Annotated in this window: 15 protein-coding genes; 9 read left to right on the top strand and 6 right to left on the bottom strand. The window is 41.6% G+C overall.

Annotated features, from left to right (window positions below; all coding sequences use genetic code 11):
- The first annotated feature begins 51 nt into the window (after positions 1-51).
- Complete coding sequence (gene capB, locus PHU20_RS15995) at positions 52-1,311, top strand: cysteate-C-fatty acyltransferase (RefSeq protein ID WP_274826410.1); 1,260 nt, start codon at positions 52-54, stop codon at positions 1,309-1,311.
- A 56-nt stretch (positions 1,312-1,367) separates the two neighbouring features.
- Here the strand turns inward: capB and PHU20_RS15990 are convergent, their stop codons facing one another.
- Positions 1,368-2,486 carry a GTP cyclohydrolase gene (locus tag PHU20_RS15990; protein WP_274826409.1) on the bottom strand — a complete coding sequence of 373 codons (1,119 nt, stop codon included), beginning with the start codon at positions 2,484-2,486 and terminating at the stop codon, positions 1,368-1,370.
- A 105-nt stretch (positions 2,487-2,591) separates the two neighbouring features.
- Positions 2,592-3,650, bottom strand: a complete 1,059-nt coding sequence (locus PHU20_RS15985; protein WP_274826408.1) for a transporter — start codon at positions 3,648-3,650, stop codon at positions 2,592-2,594.
- Between the two features lie 87 nt (positions 3,651-3,737).
- Between PHU20_RS15985 and PHU20_RS15980 the strand changes: the two genes are divergently transcribed.
- The 4 genes from PHU20_RS15980 to PHU20_RS15965 are packed head-to-tail and all read left to right on the top strand — an operon-like array spanning position 3,738 to position 9,202.
- Positions 3,738-4,001, top strand: a complete 264-nt coding sequence (locus tag PHU20_RS15980) for a DUF4834 family protein (RefSeq protein ID WP_274826407.1) — start codon at positions 3,738-3,740, stop codon at positions 3,999-4,001.
- Positions 4,002-4,035: 34 nt separating this feature from the next.
- Complete coding sequence (locus PHU20_RS15975; protein ID WP_274826406.1) at positions 4,036-6,474, top strand: YfhO family protein; 2,439 nt, start codon at positions 4,036-4,038, stop codon at positions 6,472-6,474.
- Entirely contained in the window at positions 6,471-7,742 is a 1,272-nt protein-coding gene (locus PHU20_RS15970; RefSeq protein WP_274826405.1) for a glycosyltransferase family 4 protein, read from the top strand. Before PHU20_RS15975 ends, PHU20_RS15970 begins: the two co-directional genes overlap by 4 nt.
- Positions 7,742-9,202 (top strand): lipopolysaccharide biosynthesis protein, encoded by a 1,461-nt coding sequence (locus PHU20_RS15965; protein WP_274826404.1) that lies wholly within the window; start codon positions 7,742-7,744, stop codon positions 9,200-9,202. The genes PHU20_RS15970 and PHU20_RS15965 overlap by 1 nt, the downstream gene beginning before the upstream one ends.
- A gap of 141 nt (positions 9,203-9,343) precedes the next feature.
- Here the strand turns inward: PHU20_RS15965 and PHU20_RS15960 are convergent, their stop codons facing one another.
- Both PHU20_RS15960 and uvrA read right to left on the bottom strand, forming a co-directional pair.
- Positions 9,344-10,501: a hypothetical protein gene (locus PHU20_RS15960; protein WP_274826403.1), complete on the bottom strand. Its 1,158-nt coding sequence runs from the start codon at positions 10,499-10,501 to the stop codon at positions 9,344-9,346.
- A 231-nt stretch (positions 10,502-10,732) separates the two neighbouring features.
- Positions 10,733-13,519 carry an excinuclease ABC subunit UvrA gene (uvrA, locus tag PHU20_RS15955; RefSeq protein WP_274826664.1) on the bottom strand — a complete coding sequence of 929 codons (2,787 nt, stop codon included), beginning with the start codon at positions 13,517-13,519 and terminating at the stop codon, positions 10,733-10,735.
- 417 nt (positions 13,520-13,936) lie between these two features.
- Between uvrA and PHU20_RS15950 the strand changes: the two genes are divergently transcribed.
- From PHU20_RS15950 to PHU20_RS15940, 3 genes are all read left to right on the top strand, one after another.
- Positions 13,937-14,518 carry an RNA polymerase sigma factor gene (locus PHU20_RS15950; protein ID WP_274826402.1) on the top strand — a complete coding sequence of 194 codons (582 nt, stop codon included), beginning with the start codon at positions 13,937-13,939 and terminating at the stop codon, positions 14,516-14,518.
- Positions 14,519-14,633: 115 nt separating this feature from the next.
- Positions 14,634-14,777 (top strand): hypothetical protein, encoded by a 144-nt coding sequence (locus tag PHU20_RS15945; RefSeq protein WP_274826401.1) that lies wholly within the window; start codon positions 14,634-14,636, stop codon positions 14,775-14,777.
- Positions 14,778-15,438: 661 nt separating this feature from the next.
- Positions 15,439-16,023, top strand: coding sequence for a sigma-70 family RNA polymerase sigma factor (locus PHU20_RS15940; protein WP_274826400.1), 585 nt, complete (start codon positions 15,439-15,441; stop codon positions 16,021-16,023).
- 230 nt (positions 16,024-16,253) lie between these two features.
- Here the strand turns inward: PHU20_RS15940 and PHU20_RS15935 are convergent, their stop codons facing one another.
- Entirely contained in the window at positions 16,254-16,916 is a 663-nt protein-coding gene (locus PHU20_RS15935) for an endonuclease III domain-containing protein (RefSeq protein WP_274826399.1), read from the bottom strand.
- Positions 16,917-16,969: 53 nt separating this feature from the next.
- Between PHU20_RS15935 and bcp the strand changes: the two genes are divergently transcribed.
- Positions 16,970-17,422, top strand: coding sequence for a thioredoxin-dependent thiol peroxidase (bcp, locus tag PHU20_RS15930; RefSeq protein ID WP_274826398.1), 453 nt, complete (start codon positions 16,970-16,972; stop codon positions 17,420-17,422).
- A 92-nt stretch (positions 17,423-17,514) separates the two neighbouring features.
- Here bcp and PHU20_RS15925 read toward each other — a convergent pair whose 3' ends face one another.
- On the bottom strand, positions 17,515-18,954 hold the full coding sequence (locus tag PHU20_RS15925; RefSeq protein WP_274826397.1) for a TonB-dependent receptor: 1,440 nt from the start codon (positions 18,952-18,954) through the stop codon (positions 17,515-17,517).
- Between the last annotated feature and the right edge of the window lie 45 nt (positions 18,955-18,999).

The following is an 18,999-nucleotide window of genomic DNA, read 5'->3' as shown; positions in this document are numbered from 1 at the left end:
ATGAATGCTGCTTAAAAATTAATATTTTAGCAGGTAAACCAACTAGGTAAAATGAGAGACATATTTGAAAGAATAATCGAAAACAAGGGTCCATTGGGAAAATGGGCCTCCCAAGCAGAAGGATATTTTGTTTTTCCGAAATTAGAGGGTCCTATTACCAATAGGATGAAATTTCAGGGAAAAGAGGTGATTACGTGGAGTATCAATGATTACTTGGGGCTTTCAAATTTACCCGAAATCAAGAAAGTGGATGCCGACGCTGCAGCTGAACATGGTGCGGCATACCCTATGGGTGCGAGGATGATGAGTGGCCATACCGATTTTCATGAGCAATTGGAACGGGAATTGGCAGCCTTCGTTGATAAGGAATCCGCTTATTTATTGAATTTCGGTTATCAAGGAATGGTATCGGCCATAGATGCTTTGGTGGCCAAGGATGATATTATCGTATATGATGTGGATTCACATGCCTGTATCATTGATGGTGTTCGTTTGCATATGGGTAAGCGTTTTACCTTTAAGCACAATGATATCGAAAGTCTTGAGAAAAACCTGGAACGTGCCAAGAAAATGGCCGAACAGACCGGAGGTGGTATTTTGGTTATTTCCGAGGGGGTTTTCGGTATGCGGGGTGAACAAGGTAAACTGAAAGAAATCGTAGCGCTTAAGAAAAAATATAATTTCAGACTGTTCGTAGATGATGCCCACGGTTTTGGTACGCTGGGAAAATCCGGAGGTGGAACAGGTCAGGAACAAGGTGTTCAGGATGACATTGATGTCTATTTCGCCACCTTTGCCAAATCAATGGCCGGTATCGGCGCATTCTTGGCGGCAGACAAGGAAATCATAGATTACTTAAAATATAACCTCCGTTCCCAAATGTTCGCTAAATCGCTTCCCATGATTTATGTCAAAGGAGCTTTAAAACGTTTGGACATGCTACGTACGATGCCCGAACTTAAGGCTAAACTATGGGAAAATGTGAATGCACTTCAAAACGGACTTAAAGAAAGGGGTTTTGATATCGGTACCACAACGAGTTGTGTAACACCGGTATATTTAAGCGGTAGTATTCCGGAAGCCATGGCTTTGGTCAAGGACTTAAGGGAGAATTACGGAATTTTCTGCTCTATTGTGGTTTATCCGGTAATTCCCAAAGGAATGATATTATTGCGTTTGATCCCTACGGCCACACATACGATGGCGGACATCGAAGAAACATTGGAAGCATTCTCCGCAATCCGGGAACGTTTGGAAAACGGTACCTATAAAAGATTGTCAGCTGCCGTTGCGGCTGCAATGGGAGAGTAAGTCAACCTACCTATTTAATATAAAAGACCCCGGTATTTAAATACCGGGGTCTTTTTTTATAGATCTTTCCGATACGTTCTTCGACGCTTATAGATTTCCGGATTGAAATGTTTCCAGATTTGTTTGATGGCAATATTATCCGCCAATTCCGGGGTACGGATGCAATTCTCTATGTTTTTTGAAGACATCGTCTTATAGTACTCTTGGAACATTACTGCGGTAACCCCTTTGTTTTGGTATTCGGGATGCACGCCGATCAGATAAAATAGGACATCTTTACTATACTTTTTTGCCCGTAACATATGAAAGATGCCGAACGGGAACAATTTACCATTTGCTTTTTGAAGGGCCTTGGAAAATGATGGCATCACAATACCGAAAGCAATAAGTTTGTCATCTTTATCAAGAACGAATTTGATGTATTCAGGATTGATGAAACTGATGTATTTCTTCTTGAAATAGGCTTTTTGTACATCCGTAATCGGGACAAAGGAGGACAGGGAAGCATAGGTCTCATTAAAGAGATCGAACATGGTGTCGGCCATGGCCATGACATCCTTTGTTTTGGTATAACTTAGGGCTTTGACACCATACCTTCTTTTGACCAAATCCCCGACCTTATCATAAAATTTGGGATGGGCATTGGAGAATGGAAATCTGTTTTCCACATATTCCTTTTCCGTTACGAAACCCAACCGTTCATAATGCCCGGGGTAATACGGGTGATTGTACCAAGTGACCATGGAGCCTATTTCATCAAACCCCTCTACGAGAACCCCCACCTTGTCCAAATTGGAAAAACCTACAGGTCCTTCCATATAATCCAATTGATGTTCTTTGCCTATCTCTTCGACTTTTTTCAATAAGGTCTCCGAAACTTCGGGGTCGTCGATGAAATCGAACCAGCCGAAACGCATTTTCTTTACTTTTTGCTCATTGATCTCGATCCAGTTGACAATGGCAGCGATCCGTCCTACGATCTTGTCGTTCTTTAGGGCGAGGAAAAAACGGGCATCCGCATTTTTAAATGCGGGGTTTTTCGTTTTATCAAAGGAGGCTAGCTCATCATTGATGATCGGAGGGATCCAATAAGGTGAATCCCCGTATATTGAAAAAGGGAATTTTACGAATTTCTTTAATTCAGCTTTGGTTGTCGCTTCTTTTAAGGTGACCATACGTATTTTTTGTAAGGCCAATATTAACAATATAAATCAATATCAGGAAATTAAGGGAACCTTTTTTAGCGGTAGGTTTTGCCATTGTCCCCGTACCTTTTAGGTTTACAGGCCATTATCCTTTTCTTGTTCTTTCTTGAGTTTTCTAAGCTGTTTTTTTGAAGGGCCTAAATCGATGTCTTCGGCACCTTTACCCTTGTTTTTCTTCTTTTTACTTTTCTTTTTCATGTTGCTTTTCTTGATCGCACCCCCATTTTCATTGGCATTTTGGTCTTCGATGGCCTTAAAGGTGTCTTTATGGAAATCGAATCGGTACGATACGCCGGCACTTATAAAGATCCGCGATGGGGTGTTTTTAAAACTGGCCCCCATATGTATATCCGTTTGTAGGTTCTCATTGAACAGGTAGGCAACCCCACTTCGTAATAGGACATCGGCATAACGGTCGCTTTCAAAAGCTTGGTTTTCGACAAATACACTCCATTTCGGATTCCTAAAGGCATGGGATAACGAAATCGTATAACCCAATTCGGGAAAATCGGTACCTATGCGATCATAGGAAATATTGGAGATAAGTACGAACCTTGGCGATAACCTACTTTGGGTTGCGACCATTACCCTTGGGGATATGGTTGGGTCGCCCAGATAGAAAGGATTATCCCCTAAGACAAAATTCGCCCCTGCATAAAGGGATACCGACGGTATCAGATTTTTTAACCGAAAGACATTGTTGGCCTTCCAGCTATATAAATTGGGTTTGTCCTCTTTGTAGCGGTCATAGATCAAAAATTTAAGTCCGATCCTATTTTTGTAAAAGTCCGTTCTCGATTCACTGATACCAAAATTATCAAAAGTGATATCCTGGTTCTGGTAGGTGCCTTCCCAAATCAATTCCAGTCGTTCGAACAGTAGTCCGTACCGCAGTGCGATATCGGTGCCGAAAAGGGTACTATGGGTGTTCAACAAATTATGGTCTTGTTGTTCGTAGAAAATGCCCGATTCCAATTGTAGTACGTTTTTGCCTATGGCATAGGCACTTACCGATAGCCCTGGTCGGTTGGAGTTGATGACATCCGTATATTGGGAAATCCCGAAAAAAGGAATTATTAAAGCCAAAAAAAGTATTGGATAAATAGGTTTTTTTAACTCAAAACAACCGCTCATAGTTTGATTTTATTATTATTTTAAGACTTTTGCGCTACTAATACAACGTTAGAATTGTATTTTTGATATAAATTATCGAAAATTAATATGGCATTTCTGAAAACGATTTTAATAATCCTATTGGTGTATTACCTGCTAAAGATTTTGGCAAGATGGTTTGCACCCAAAATCTTCAGTTATGCGGCCAAGAAGACCGAAGAGCGATTTCGCGAAAGCTTCGGTGGATTTCCCGAACGGCCCGAATCCAGCGAAGAAAAAGTGGGTGAGGTCATTATCGACAAGAAACCGCCCAAAAAAACTTCATCTTCTAAAAAAGTTGGTGAATACATCGAGTTTGAGGAATTAGATTGATTAATTTAGCATTTCCAACCACATCAATAAACCAATGAAGTCAGGTATACAAGCTTTTTATACCCATTTTTTTGTCCTTGTTTTTTTTGTAATCGCTGCCGTGGCCTATTTCAACCCTGTGTTACGGGGGAAAGTCATTGAGCAATCCGATATACGCCAGTATACGGGTATGGCCAAGGAACAAAACGATTTTCGAAAGAAAAATGGGGAAGAACCCTATTGGACAAACAGTGCTTTTGGAGGCATGCCCACCTATCAATTGGGGGCCTACTATCCCCATGACTATGTAAAAAAATTGGATCGTTTGATCCGCTTTTTACCAAGACCCGCCGATTATCTGTTTTTATACTTTCTGGGATTTTATATTTTATTATGCTGCTTAAAGGTCGATTATAGATTGGCAGCTTTGGGGGCACTGGCCTTCGGTTTTTCTACCTATTTGATTATCATCCTTGGGGTCGGACATAATGCCAAAGCGCATGCCCTGGCGTATATGCCTATGCTTCTTGGGGGGATCATACTTACGTTTCGGGGCAAGTATTTGTGGGGATTCGTACTGACCGCAATTGCCATGGCCCTGGAAGTCGGTGCCAACCACTATCAAATGACCTATTATTTTATGCTTTTGGTATTGATCTTGGGTGTGGTTTACCTCGTAGATGCCCTACGTAAAAAGACATGGCGAAATTTCTTTGCCTCGGTAGGTTTGTTGGTACTGGCCGTTTTACTCGGGATAGCGGCAAATGCGACCAGCCTGTTGGCCACCAAGGAATATGCCGATTGGAGTACCAGGGGCAAAACCGAATTGACCATTAATCCCGATGGATCTGCCAAGACCAACACTAAAGGGCTCGATAAGGCCTATATCACTCAGTATAGCTATGGAATTTCGGAAACCCTGAATTTATTGGTGCCTCGCCTTTTTGGCGGTTCCAATGCCGAAGATCTGGGGTCCAATTCAAAAACCTATGATTTTTTGATCGATCAAGGAATATCAAGGAGTCAGGCCTTGGATTTTTCAAAACACCTACCGCTTTATTGGGGCGATCAGCCCATTGTTGCCGCTCCCGCCTATATCGGGGCCATAATACTCTTCCTGTTTTTATTGGGGTTGCTCTTGGTGAAAAACAAGGCAAAATGGTGGTTATTGGGCGGGGTGATCATGGCCTTGCTCTTATCTTGGGGTAAGAATTTTGGTCTATTGACCGATTTTATGATCGATTATTTTCCACTCTATAACAAATTTAGGGCCGTATCCTCGATCCAGGTGATCGTGGAACTTTGTGTTCCTATATTGGCGGTGTTAGGGGTAAGGGCCCTTTTGGATCCGGATGTGGATAAAAGTGAAAAATTGAAAGCCTTGAAGGTTGCCTTTTTGTCCATTTTGGGGATTGGTGTGGCCTTGTTCGTCCTAAAAGGGACTTTTAGTTTTGAAGGTGCTTCCGATGAAACCCTCCAACGATATTATGGTGATGAGATCCTTTCCTTGATCAGGTTGGATAGACAGGCCGTTTATACCAATGATCTTTTAAGGACCCTTTTATTTGTTGTCTTGGCGGCATTGGCCATCTGGTTGTATGTGAAGGGAAAAGTAAAATCGAATTTGCTTATCCTTGCCCTAGGGGTGTTGATCGTCATTGATTTGGTCGGTGTAGACCTGCGATATGTTAATAAGGAAGACTTTGTTTCAAAACGAAAAATGGCCGAACCTTTTCCCATAACTACGGCCGATCAACAGATTTTACAAGATGAAAGCGTGTATCGGGTATATAGTCCCCAAGAGGGTTTAAATGGGGCCCGTACTTCCTTCTACCATAAGTCCATTGGGGGTTACCATGCCGCGAAACCGGCCCGATTGCAGGATATATTCGATTTCTATATCTATCAGGGGAAAATCGAAATCCTGGATATGTTGAACGTTAAGTATGTGATTCAACAAAATGAAGAAGGTCAGGATGTCCCGACCATGAATCCCAATGCCAATGGGAATGCTTGGTTCGTTGAAAGTTTGAAAGAGGTCAAGTCCGCCAATGAAGAAATCAAGGCTTTGGAAACCCTGGACAATAAGCAAGAAGCTGTGGTCAATACCGTTGAATTTCCCAATATACATCGATTTGAATTTCAAACCGATTCATTGGCTACCGTCACCTTGACGGATTATGAACCCAATTCGTTGACCTATCGATCATCGAATGCGAATGACGGCATTGTGGTATTTTCCGAAATGTACTATAAAAATGGTTGGAATGCGTATATCGATGGGACACCAAAAGATCATTTTAGGGTCGATTATGTGCTTCGTGCCTTGGAAGTCCCGGCAGGCGACCATACCATTGTCTTTAAGTTTGAACCTGAAATTGTACATAAGGGGAGTTTGATTACCTTGGGAAGTTCAATTTTACTCGGATTGATCGTTATAGGGGGCATTGTATTTTCCCTACGGGGTTCCTCGAAAAAAGAAGGTGATCAATGAAAAAAGTTTTGATCATTACGTACTATTGGCCGCCAGCGGGTGGACCTGGGGTACAACGATGGTTGAAATTCGTAAAATACCTGCCCGATTTCGGCATAACACCAATAGTCTACATCCCCGAAAATCCCGATTATCCCATTTTGGATGCATCTTTCGTAAAAGAGGTGCCAAAAGACCTCCTAATTTACAAGCATCCGATTCGGGAACCGTACAAATTGGCAAGATTTTTTTCTAAAAAAGATGCCCAACGGATCAGTTCGGGAATCATTGCTACCAAGGACCAATCTTTTCTGGAAAAGGCGATGTTATGGGTAAGGGGAAATTTTTTCATTCCCGATGCACGTAAAAATTGGGTAAAACCATCGGTAAGGATTTTGGAAAACGTAATCGATAAGGAGCAAATCGACACCGTGATCACCACTGGGCCACCCCATAGTATCCATTTGATAGGATATCGTTTAAAAGCATTGAAAGGGGTTCGATGGGTAACCGATTTTAGGGATCCATGGACGTCTATCGGGTATCATAAAAAATTAAGGCTTACTTTAAATTCACAGCGGAAACATAAGCGTTTGGAGCATTTGGTCCTCAATACCGCCGATAGTATCGTGGTGACCAGCAATACCACCAAGGAAGAGTTTGCGGCCATTAGCAAAAAGCCCATTACCGTAATCACCAATGGATACGATACCGATGATCAAGGGCAAATGCCATTAACCGAGGATTTTACCATCTCCCATGTGGGATCCCTGTTATCGGGTAGAAACCCCGAGGTTTTGTGGAAGGTTTTAGGAAGTTTGGTGAGGGATAACAAGGATTTTAAGGCGTGTTTTAAATTACGTTTGGCGGGGGTCATAAGTGATGACGTTTTACAGCGAATAAATGATTCCGGGCTAAAGGATCATACCGAAATATTGGGCTATGTTTCCCATAATGAGGCATTAAGGATACAACAGCAGTCCCAAGTGCTTTTGTTGGTAGAGATAGATGCTAAGGAAACCCAGGGAATCTTACCCGGTAAGTTATATGAATATATGGCTGCGAAACGGCCCATTTTGGCCATTGGCCCCAAAAAGTGGGATGCGGCCCGGATAATTACGGAAACCCGTTCGGGGTCTAGTTTTGGGTACTCCGATGAAAATAAATTAAAAGATGTACTTTTAAAGTGGTTCTCAGCCTACAAGAATGGAGGGTTGTACGTTAATGCCCAGGACTTGGAAAAATACAGTAGAAGGGAACTCACCAGGGAATTAGCCAAACTTATTTAATGGGAATAGTCACTAAACAAGCCTTGAACAATACCATAATCACCTATCTGGGTTTTGGGGTTGCCGCGATAAACACACTTTTTCTGTACACCAACTTTTTGACCGATGAATATTACGGCTTGGTAACCGTTATCCTGTCCACATCGGCCGTATTAATGCCACTATTGGCCTTTGGCGTTCCCAATACCTTGGTAAAGTTTTACAGCAGTTTTAAGAAAGAAAACAACATTGCCGCATTTGAGACCCTTATGCTCTTGTTGCCACTTTTACTCATTCTCCCGCTGGCTTTGGTGACCTTTGGTTTTACCGATACCATAGGGGAATTCATTGCCAAGGAAAACCATATTGTAAAAGACTATGTCTGGTATATTTTTCTCATTGGGATGTCCTTGGCCTATTTTGAAGTCTTTTACGCTTGGTCCAAAGTGCAAATGAAATCCGTTTTCGGTAATTTCATGAAAGAGGTCTTTAATAGGGTAGGGGTCATGCTCCTTTTGTTTTTGATATATTTTGATGTCATTTCAGTGGATTTTTTCTTGAAGGCCTTGGTAGGCCTGCATCTTTTGAGAACACTGATCATGAAAATATATACCTATGGTCTAAAGATGCCGAAGTTGAATTTCGATTTTCCGGCCAATACAAGGGCCATTCTTAACTATAGCGCTTTGATCATCCTTGGAGGATCTGCAGCCGTGATCATTTTAGAGATCGATAAGGTAATGATCAATCAATTCATATTGATCGAAAATGTGGCTTATTATGGGGTGGCTACCTATATCGCCACGACGATCATCGTTCCCTCAAGGGCCATGCACCAAATTACCTATCCCTTAACAGCGGAATTATTGAATCATGGAGACCATGACGGATTGGAATCACTCTATAAAAAATCATCCCTTACCTTGTTCATCGCCTCGGGGATATTGTTCGTTTTGATCGTCACCAATTTGAACGATCTTTTCCTCATTCTTCCCGTAGAGTATCGGGGAGGGTTCGTTATCGTTTTTCTCATTGGCCTGACCAGGGTCTACGATTCGGTCTTGGGCAATAACAATGCGATTATGTATAATTCCGATTATTATAAGACGTTGTTGGCCATGGGGGTACTGCTCGCTGTCTTGGTTATTCTACTCAATTTGCTCTTTATCCCTAAATACGGACTCAATGGTGCGGCATGGGCCAGCTTTATAGCCGTGGCGATTTACAATACGATCAAATTATTCTATGTTCGGGCGAAATTCAACATGATACCATTTAGTTTGGAAACCTTGAAAGTGTTCGGACTCTTACTGGTTATTGGCGGTGTTTTTTATGTTGTTCGATTGCCATTCCACGCCTTGGTCAATATAGGAATCAAGAGTGTCGTAACCATTCTTCTTTATGTGGGTATCCTATATCGGTTCAAAATATCGGAAGATGTTTATCGATTGCTTAACAAGTATCTAAAGATCAAACCCTGACCGAAGTATCGTATCAGGGTTTAAACAACTAACCAACCTAAAAACTATTTTTATCGGACCCGATTTCCAAAAGCCCTTGGCTTTTTAAAATACGTTGGTCTCACTGCCCTTGCCGTAGCTTTGGGCATTTGTCATTCACATTTAATATCTTCTGGTGTTACTTCTTGAATTACTTCTGGAGGCAACATTTTTTCTTGAAGAAGTAGACCTTTTTACCGTTGCCTTACTGGAGCTACGTGTCGAAGGCCTTTTGGCTACCGTTCTTTGTGTCCGGGTAGTGGTACTGCGGACATTTTTGTTCGAGGTCCTGCTTACGGGCTTCTTGTACGTTGTGGTACTTTTCGAAACCGTGGTTCTTCTGGGCGTTTGGGTCACCGTTCTTTTTGTGACCGTATTTCGCTGTGGAGACCTTGTGGTCGTCGTACGTTGGGTAATGGCACGATCGGCAATCGCCCTTGTGTTCGTATTGCGAACCGCCCTAGTATTGGTGCTACGCACCGACTTTGTTTGTACGGCACCCCTGTTGTTATTGGATGTTTTATACACACCCTTAGTATTCCTGGTCACGGTTCTATTGCTTCGAACGGCATTATTTTTCGTTTTTGGGTTGTTCATGCGTTGTGCAACCCTTCTGTCGTTCCGGTAAATCGTTGCCCTATCCCTACGAACCTGGTTGTATCTATGTTCCCGACCTACTTTAGCGTAAGCTCTTCGGGTATTAAAACGGTAAGGTTTGTAATAGGTATAACGAAACGGTCTGTAATATCTTCTATATGGGCTATTGAACACCAATGAAAATCCGATGGCAGGTCTTAAAAAGAACCTATGGAAAGGTCTATACACATAATGTCTGTTATACACATTGATGTATCCTACATGGTAATCATAAAAACCATTTCGGTTGTAATATACATACATACCTCCCACGCGTTGCACCCTATTGTTCCTATATCGGATATCAACATCCCCGATTTGGGTAACACGACCGTAATAGTCATAATAAATAGGTACGTTCTCGACTTGTATGACCGCCCCGTAATCGTCGTATTGGGCATACGGACTGTAATCGTACCCTGAGTTCATGGTGACTCCGTTTTTACGGCCAGACACATAATTCTCGATATAGAAATCAAATTCCCCATCGGGGTATACCGCAAATGTGATGCCTTGTTCCACGAATATGAAAGCGTTGTTATTGTTATAAGCATTGCTGGTTGCAACCTTACCTTCAGTTGTACTGGCCTGGGTACCTGTGGTGCCTAAAATAAGGGCTGTAAAAAGGAGTACTAATTTTTTCATGATATAAGGTTTAAATTCCCGAATGCAACTATTTACATTCGATTAGGTAATACCAAACAGCGTGCCAAAAATCAACACATCAACATAATACATTGGTAATCAATATAATATAATGATTACAGGTTTATGGAAATAAGCCGGGTAATTGTTTTGGGAATAAAAAAGGGGGCCTTCAACAAGTTTTTTTGATCGGAATACCACCCCTTTTGGGGGTTGGTATCCATACATCGATCAACGGGAAACCAGTTTCTCTTTTAGGTAATTTGCAGTGAATGATGCCGTACTCTTGATCATTTCCTCAGGGGTACCTTGGGCTAGAATATTCCCGCCATTCTCACCCCCCTCAGGGCCTAGGTCAAGAATATGGTCGGCACATTTGATCAGCTCAATATTATGTTCGATCACGACGACCGAATGTCCTTTAGAAATCAAGGCATCAAAGGATTTCAATAATTTTTTGATGTCGTGGAAATGCAGCCCTGTAGTAGGTTCATCAAAAATGAAAAGGGCCTTGTCTTTTGTGGTCCCCTTTACCAAAAAGGATGCAAGCTTTATCCGTTGGGCCTCACCCCCGGATAAGGTAGAGGAAGACTGGCCCAAGGTAACATACCCCAATCCTACATCGCGGAGGGGACCCAACTTACCCACGATCTTGTTCTGTCCATGTTTTTGGAAAAAGTCTATGGCATCATCCAGGGTCATATCAAGGATATCGGCAATGCTGGCCCCTTCAAAGGTGACTTCCAACACCTCCTTCTTGAAACGTTTGCCCCCGCAGGTATCGCATTCTAAATGTACATCGGCCATAAACTGCATCTCAACGGTTATTTCCCCTTCTCCCTTACATTTTTCACAACGCCCCCCATCTACATTGAATGAGAAGTGTTTTGGTTGGTACCCTCTGATCTTGCTTAATTTTTGGGCGGCAAACAGGGCCCTTATATCATCATAGGCTTTGATATAGGTCACCGGGTTGGAACGGGAGGATCTTCCTATCGGATTCTGGTCGACGAACTCTACGTGTTTAATGGATTTGTATTTGCCTTCGACAGCCGTAAACTGTCCGGCTTTTTGACCATAACCCCCTATTTCCTTCAATAGGATGGGGTAGAGCAATTTCTTGACCAAGGTACTTTTGCCACTACCGGAAACCCCGGTTACGACGGTTAGCATGTTCAAGGGAAAAGTCGCATCTATATTTTTTAGATTGTTTTCCCGGGCTCCTTTGATCGTAATGAAATTCTGGGATGTCCGTCTTTTTTTAGGTACTTCTATTTCCAATGTGCCATTCAAGTAACTTGCGGTTAGGGAAGAAGACGTAAGGATTTCGCTCAATGTTCCGTGGGCGACCACCTCGCCCCCTTTACTTCCGGCTTCAGGACCTATGTCGATGACTTCATCCGCAGCATTCATGATATCCTCATCATGCTCAACCACAATCACGGTATTGCCGAGATCACGCAGCGATTTCAGTACCGCTATCAGGTTTTCAGTATCCTTGGGATGTAAACCGATACTGGGCTCATCAAGAATATACATTGACCCCACCAGGCTACTGCCCAACGAAGTCGCTAAGTTGATCCGTTGGCTTTCGCCTCCCGAAAGGGAATTTGATTTACGGTTTAAGGTAAGGTACTTTAGTCCCACTTTTTCCAAGAAACCCAATCGGGTATTGATTTCCTTCAACAATCTGTCGGCAATTTGCGCATCGTGATCGGTTAGGGAGAGATGATTGAAGAATTCCGATAATCGATCAATGGGCAATTCAACCAAGTCGGTTATCGATTTCCCGTCGATCTTTACGTATTCGGTCTCTTTACGGAGACGTTTGCCCTTACATTCGCTACATCTGGTTTTACCACGATACCTCGAGAGCATTACCCTATTTTGGATCTTATAGCTCTTCTCCTCCAAAAAAGCAAAGAATTTATGTAGTCCGGTAAAGTGGGAATTACCGTCCCAAACCAATTGCTTTTGTTCTTCGGTAAGTTCAAACCATGGTTTATGTATGGGGAAATCGAATTTATAGGCGCTGTTCACCAATTCGTCCCGATACCAACCCATGCTTTCGCCCCTCCAAGGGAAAATGCCGTTTTCATATACTGAAAGGGCCGTATTGGGAATCACCAAATCCTCATCTATGCCGATAACATCCCCGTATCCTTCGCATTTAGGGCACGCCCCATAGGGGTTGTTAAAACTGAAGAGGTGTACGTTGGGCTCCAAAAAGGACAGGCCATCTTTTTCAAACTTGTTATTGAAAACGGTCTGTTTTTCCGTTTTTAGTTCTTCAATGATACATTCCCCTTTTCCTTCAAAAAAGGCCGAATCTATGGCATTGGCCAATCGGTTAAGGAAATCCTCGTCGTTTTTGGTGATGATCCGATCTACGACCAGGCTAAAATTATGTCCTATATCCTCAGGAGCGGCTTCGATTCGAATGACCTTCCCATTGTGTTTTATTCTGGCATACCCTTGTTTTGAGAATAATTGTAGCGATTTTATGGGGTCTCTATCGGCTTTTATAACGATGGGGGCCAAGAGCAGCAGTTTCTCCCCTTCCTTGAATTCCTTTATGAATTTTACCACATCGGTAACCGTATGTTTCTTGACTTCTTCCCCGGATATAGGGGAGTAGGTCTTACCGATACGGGCAAACAATAGTTTTAGGTAATCGTAAATCTCTGTAGTGGTCCCTACCGTTGAACGAGGGTTGGTCGAATTTACCTTTTGCTCTATCGCGATGGCGGGAGCTATGCCTTTTATATAGTCTACCTTGGGTTTGTCCAATTTGCCCAGAAATTGGCGGGCATAGGAAGATAGGCTTTCTACATAGCGGCGCTGACCTTCGGCATATAGGGTGTCGAAAGCCAAACTCGATTTCCCGGAGCCCGAAAGACCGGTAATTACGACCAGTTTATTTCTGGGGATCACAACATCGATATTCTTTAAATTGTGCAGCTTGGCACCTTTAATAATAATATTATGCTTAGGATTGACGTCTTGTATTGCGGGCATATTCTTCATTCGGAACACAAAGATACGATGAACGTATTTAAACTTTTTCAATTGGACTAAAATTTGATTTGTCCTTTCGAATGCATTTAACAAGTACATGTATTTTTACGATCAAGTACCCTATGGAGGGTTTACCTTGGGTAACATGGGGTATCACGTTTCTTTTTTGGGATTTCCATTCGTTTAAAATGTTAAAACCGATCGTTGTAGGAAACGGGTGTATTTTGGAAAGGAACAGATAAAATGATGATAATTAAGGCGCTGTTTTTTTATAACTTATAATTTTTTCTATATTTGAACTAAATAAAATGTTAAGACGCCTATAGCCATAAAATTACTTTTTTAAAATTAGTGTAACCCCAAAAGGCTTTTCCCAGAAGGATCAGCCCCTAATTTTTACTAAAAAAAGTAATTGATATGGAACTTCAAATAGCCGACTCCCTACTTATTCAGAATTACATTAACGGAGATGAAAAATCTCTGGAAACCTTGATAAAAAGGCATAACCAACGCCTAAGTGGCTTTATCTATTCAAAGGTCAAAGATCGGGAAATCACCGAGGATATTTTTCAGGATACCTTTATAAAGGTCATTAGGACACTTAAAAAAGGAAGGTACAACGAGGAAGGTAAATTTTTGCCATGGGTAATGCGTATTGCCCATAACTTGATCATCGATTATTTCAGGAAGAGTAGCAGATTGCCCTATTTCGAGGGATCCAATACCTTCGATATTTTTTCAGTTGTTCATGATGAGAAATTGAACATCGAGAAACAACTTATCAAAGAGCAGATCGATGAGGACTTGGCGGTACTTGTCGAAGAGTTGCCCATAGATCAGCGCGATGTACTTGTAATGCGCATGTATAGGAACATGAGTTTTAAGGAAATTTCCGAAAATACAGGGGTGAGTATCAACACGGCACTGGGTCGTATGCGTTATGCGCTTATCAATCTCCGAAAGCTTATTGATGAACACAATATCATTTTAACGGATTAAGCGCCCCGTAGGACAGACTTTCCATGTTTTTATCGAATAAAAAGGGCGTAGGTCGAACCTATTTATTATTTTTAACTTTAGGGCGTTTTAGTAATGAAACAATACTGAAATAGATATGGAGAAATTTTACGTTGAGGATAAGAAAAATATTAAAAAGGTAGCAGCAAAAAAAGAGACCATTGATTTTTTGTTGAATTATTCCAAATCATTGAAAATCCAAAAGATCAAAGGTATAACCTACGAGAGCAATATAAATTGATTTTTTTGGAGTAAAACATAAACCCTTATTACACCAGTAATAGGGGTTTTTTGATTTATACCCATAAGAACCCCTATTTGAACTTCTGGGGGCGCTACCCTAATTGGAGGGCAAAGTACATATAATGGGCATCAAGATTCTTATCCTTTAATGCTTTGTTCTTTTTGATATTTGATATGGTTTTGGCATGGCAGGCATGAATGCCGTTGATAGTGAAGCCTTAAATACCGTTTAGGCCTTTGGGACGGTGACTGTTTTATTTGGATTTTTGGGTACTTCCGAAATGGGATCCTGTTCTACGGTCGCCCGCAGATGTCATGTTTGAAAATAGGTAAAGGATCTTAATCGGTTGAATAGTAAGATGTCTAATATCCCAAGCGATGATCTTAAGCCCTGCCGACGGGGTAAATAGAGGTTGAAGTTGGTCGAAACAACTGCCAATCCTTTGGAATATTGTATTGAAAATCAAAAATGATTGTTTCACATCATAAAAAGCGTGTTTGACAACATAGTTTTTTTCACACTCCCTGTTTTATATAGTTTTAGGTCATAATTAATGAATAGCACATTTTTAACCGAAAGCTGTTTAACTCAAAGTAAAAGACCTAAAACCTAAATCAAGCTTTAACCAAAAGAAGCCCTAAACTTAAAAATACTTTGCATGGAACTACAAATTGACGACTCGATATTAGTTAGAGATTACATCAGCGGAGATGAGAAAGCGCTGGAAATCCTTATCAATAGGCACAACCAACGTATTTCCAGTTTTATCTACTCCAAAGTACTGGATAGGGATATCACTGAAGATATTTTTCAGGACACCTTCATTAAAGTGATCAAAACCTTAAAAAAAGGTACGTACAGTGAAGAAGGTAAATTTTTACCTTGGGTTATGCGAATCGCACACAACTTGATCATCGATCATTTTAGAAAGAACAAAAGGATGCCCATGTTCGAAGGAAGTGATGACTTCAATATCTTTTCGGTCATAGGGGACGATAAGTTGAATGCCGAAAAACAATTGATCAAAGACCAGATCCATATGGATTTGAGATACTTGGTAGACGAGTTGCCCGATGATCAGAGGGAAGTACTTTTAATGCGTATCTTCAAGGATATGAGCTTTAAGGAAATTTCCGAAAATACGGGGGTGAGTATAAACACGGCTTTGGGTAGAATGCGATATGCCCTGATAAATCTTAGAAAGATCATCGAAAAAAACAATATCGTACTTACAAATTCATAACCGAATTTGGGTTAAAACAATAATTTGATTTTAGTTGCGTTATTGTAACATAACAAGACTATAATCAATATGGAAAAAATTTACTTTGAGCACGAAAAGAAGAGCCGTCCGGTAAAGGCTTGTAGCGAGACCATCCAGTTTTTGACCAGTTTTTCTAAGTCACTCTGTATAGTCAAACCCAACAATATACAGTTCGAAATGAACTTGAATTAATAAAAAAAGACCCGCAATTAGCGGGTTTTTTTATTTTTGGAATAGTCGTTCAGCACCGTTTTCCTACCAATGGTTTTGGTGATGATGTCCTTTTCCAGGTCCCATCCCCTGGCCGGTGAATATTCCCGACCATACCAGATGATCTGTAAGTGCAGATCGTTCCATGACTCCTTAGGGAAAATCCGTTTCGCATCTTTTTCGGTCTGAACCACATTTTTACCATTGGACAGTCCCCAGCGGTACATTAACCTATGAATATGGGTATCGACCGGGAAGGCGGGGGTGCCAAAGGCCTGTGAAACAACAACGCTTGCCGTTTTATGCCCGACCGCCGGAAGTTCTTCCAATAGGGCAATGTCATTGGGAACCGCTCCGTCATATTTATCGATCAAAATTCGTGACAATCCGTGGATACCTTTCGATTTCATAGGGGATAGGCCTACCGGTTTTATGATTTCGCGAATTTCCTCCACGGTTAATTTAACCATATCAAAAGGATTGTCGGCCCTATCAAAAAGCAAAGGTGTAATCTGGTTGACCCTCACATCTGTACTTTGGGCCGAAAGTAGTACGGCGATCAATAGGGTATAGGGGTCTTTATGGTCTAAAGGCACCGGAATGGAGGGATAAAGTTCCTGCAGTGTTTTTAAGACAAAATCAACCTTTTCTTTTTTAGTCATATTAAGCGTACTTTAGCTATGGATAAAGAATTGCTAAATTATAAAAATCGACTATGAAAACATTACAAGTAGGGGATAAAGTCCCTGGGTTTACCGCAAAGGACCAAGATGGGAATACCGTTGAACTTTCCGATTACCTCGGGAAAAAGTTGATTGTTTTTTTCTATCCAAAGGCCAGTACCCCAGGTTGTACGGCCGAGGCATGTAACTTAAGGGATAACTACAGTGAATTGATGTCGCAAGGTTATGAATTGTTGGGGGTGAGTGCCGATTCGGAAAAAAGACAATCGAATTTCAAGAATAAGCACGAATTGCCATTTCCGCTGTTAGCGGATGAGGACCATACCGTTATCAATGCTTTCGGAGTTTGGGGACCCAAGAAATTCATGGGTAGGGAATACGATGGTATCCATAGAAAAACTTTTGTGATCAATGGGGAAGGTGTGGTGACCAAAGTCATCGATAAGGTGAAGACCAAGGACCATGCGGCACAACTACTCGATTAAAGATCTTATTGGGTACACGAAAAAAAACGTCCCGATTTTTTGATCGGGACGTTTTTATGTGGATCTTATGGGTTGCCGATCACCGATTGTGATCAATCCCGTTCGCGTGTAAAAAGTTTTTTCTCCTTTATGATTTCGGCAAGACCTTCCGGAATGGCATTTTCCCAGCCTTTTTCATTATTGACGATCTTCTTAAAGACATCCCTTGAGAAAATATCCATGATCTCGGTATCATAATCAATAATGTCCATGACCCTTCCATTATATTTGAAGAACTTATACAGTTCTTTCATTCGGGGATGTACTTTTATATTGTTACTGGTCATGATCTGTCCGGTTTCCGGATTTTTCATCGGATAGAGGTATACCTGAAGATCTTTAAAGAACAACTTTCCGAAAGCTTCCAAAATTCCCCCGCTCAAATGGCGGTAATATTTCTCGTCGAAAATGTCCACCAGGTTATTAATGCCCATGGTAAGTCCGCATTTCTCCTTGGTATAATTATTAAAGTACTCTACCAACTTATAGTATTCCTGGAAATTCGATATCATTACCGTATGTCCCATGGAACAGAGCAATTCGGCCCGATCCAAGAAATCCCTTTCATCGATTTCACCGGCAGCTTTAAGGTTGGATAAGGTAATCTCGAAAATTACTATGGCCCTATTCTCATCGACCCTTCGGTCCCTGATGAAGATATCGTAAGATTTTTTGAGCATGTCCATGTTTACCTTGGTCACGGGCCTAAAACTTCCCCGTAAAGCCAAAATATTCTTCTTGTATAATTTGGATGCCGGTAAGAGGTTGTTGCCGTCCGGACCGAACATTACCGCATCGGTCATATCGTTACGGATCAGCTGAAGACTCATCAACCGGTTATCGACCTTCTTGAAATTGGGCCCCGAGAAATTGACCATGTCAATTTCAATGGTGTCCTTATCGATATGATCGTAAAGGTATTTTAATAATTTTCTGGGCTTATGGTATTTGTAAAAGGCGCCATAAATAAGATTGACCCCTACGATACCCAAGGTTTCTTGTTGTAAACGGGCTTCGGTTTGCTTAAAGCGAACATGAAGGATAATTTCATCGAGCTCTTTTTGGTCGGGTTCCAGTTGAAATCGTATTCCCAACCAACCGTGGCCCTTATATCTTTTTGAAAAGTCTATGGTCGCTACGGTATTCGCATAAGAAAAGAACAAGCGGTCGGGATGCTTATCCCTGGTGATACGTTCTTCCATTAGCCGCATTTCGTGCGATAACATCCTTTTTAACCTAGGCTGGGAAACATAGCGACCATCAGCTTCAACCCCGTATATGGCATCACTGAATTCTTTATCATAGGCACTCATGGCTTTGGCAATCGTACCCGATGCACCCCCGGCCCTAAAAAAATGCCTTGCCGTTTCCTGACCCGCTCCAATTTCCGCAAAAGTCCCGTAAATATCAGGGTTCAAGTTGATCCTCAAAGTTTTGGCCTTGATGGAAGGAATATTCTCAAATGCGGTATCCCTTTTTAGAGCTATTGACATATAACGGTTTTTGGTTTAAAACAAAGTTAGCAAGATCAGGTAATT

The organism is Maribacter polysaccharolyticus, assembly GCF_028882255.1.
Taxonomy (GTDB): domain Bacteria; phylum Bacteroidota; class Bacteroidia; order Flavobacteriales; family Flavobacteriaceae; genus Maribacter_A; species Maribacter_A polysaccharolyticus.
This window is presented reverse-complemented; position numbering and strand designations above follow the sequence as displayed.

Bases quoted from the DNA above. Each gene is read 5' to 3' on its own strand.
- capB (WP_274826410.1), top strand. From the start codon at position 52: ATGAGAGACATATTTGAAAGAATAATCGAAAACAAGGGTCCATTGGGA.
- PHU20_RS15990 (WP_274826409.1), bottom strand. From the start codon at position 2,486: ATGGTCACCTTAAAAGAAGCGACAACCAAAGCTGAATTAAAGAAATTC.
- PHU20_RS15985 (WP_274826408.1), bottom strand. From the start codon at position 3,650: ATGAGCGGTTGTTTTGAGTTAAAAAAACCTATTTATCCAATACTTTTT.
- PHU20_RS15980 (WP_274826407.1), top strand. From the start codon at position 3,738: ATGGCATTTCTGAAAACGATTTTAATAATCCTATTGGTGTATTACCTG.
- PHU20_RS15975 (WP_274826406.1), top strand. From the start codon at position 4,036: ATGAAGTCAGGTATACAAGCTTTTTATACCCATTTTTTTGTCCTTGTT.
- PHU20_RS15970 (WP_274826405.1), top strand. From the start codon at position 6,471: ATGAAAAAAGTTTTGATCATTACGTACTATTGGCCGCCAGCGGGTGGA.
- PHU20_RS15965 (WP_274826404.1), top strand. From the start codon at position 7,742: ATGGGAATAGTCACTAAACAAGCCTTGAACAATACCATAATCACCTAT.
- PHU20_RS15960 (WP_274826403.1), bottom strand. From the start codon at position 10,501: ATGAAAAAATTAGTACTCCTTTTTACAGCCCTTATTTTAGGCACCACA.
- uvrA (WP_274826664.1), bottom strand. From the start codon at position 13,519: ATGCCCGCAATACAAGACGTCAATCCTAAGCATAATATTATTATTAAA.
- PHU20_RS15950 (WP_274826402.1), top strand. From the start codon at position 13,937: ATGGAACTTCAAATAGCCGACTCCCTACTTATTCAGAATTACATTAAC.
- PHU20_RS15945 (WP_274826401.1), top strand. From the start codon at position 14,634: ATGGAGAAATTTTACGTTGAGGATAAGAAAAATATTAAAAAGGTAGCA.
- PHU20_RS15940 (WP_274826400.1), top strand. From the start codon at position 15,439: ATGGAACTACAAATTGACGACTCGATATTAGTTAGAGATTACATCAGC.
- PHU20_RS15935 (WP_274826399.1), bottom strand. From the start codon at position 16,916: ATGACTAAAAAAGAAAAGGTTGATTTTGTCTTAAAAACACTGCAGGAA.
- bcp (WP_274826398.1), top strand. From the start codon at position 16,970: ATGAAAACATTACAAGTAGGGGATAAAGTCCCTGGGTTTACCGCAAAG.
- PHU20_RS15925 (WP_274826397.1), bottom strand. From the start codon at position 18,954: ATGTCAATAGCTCTAAAAAGGGATACCGCATTTGAGAATATTCCTTCC.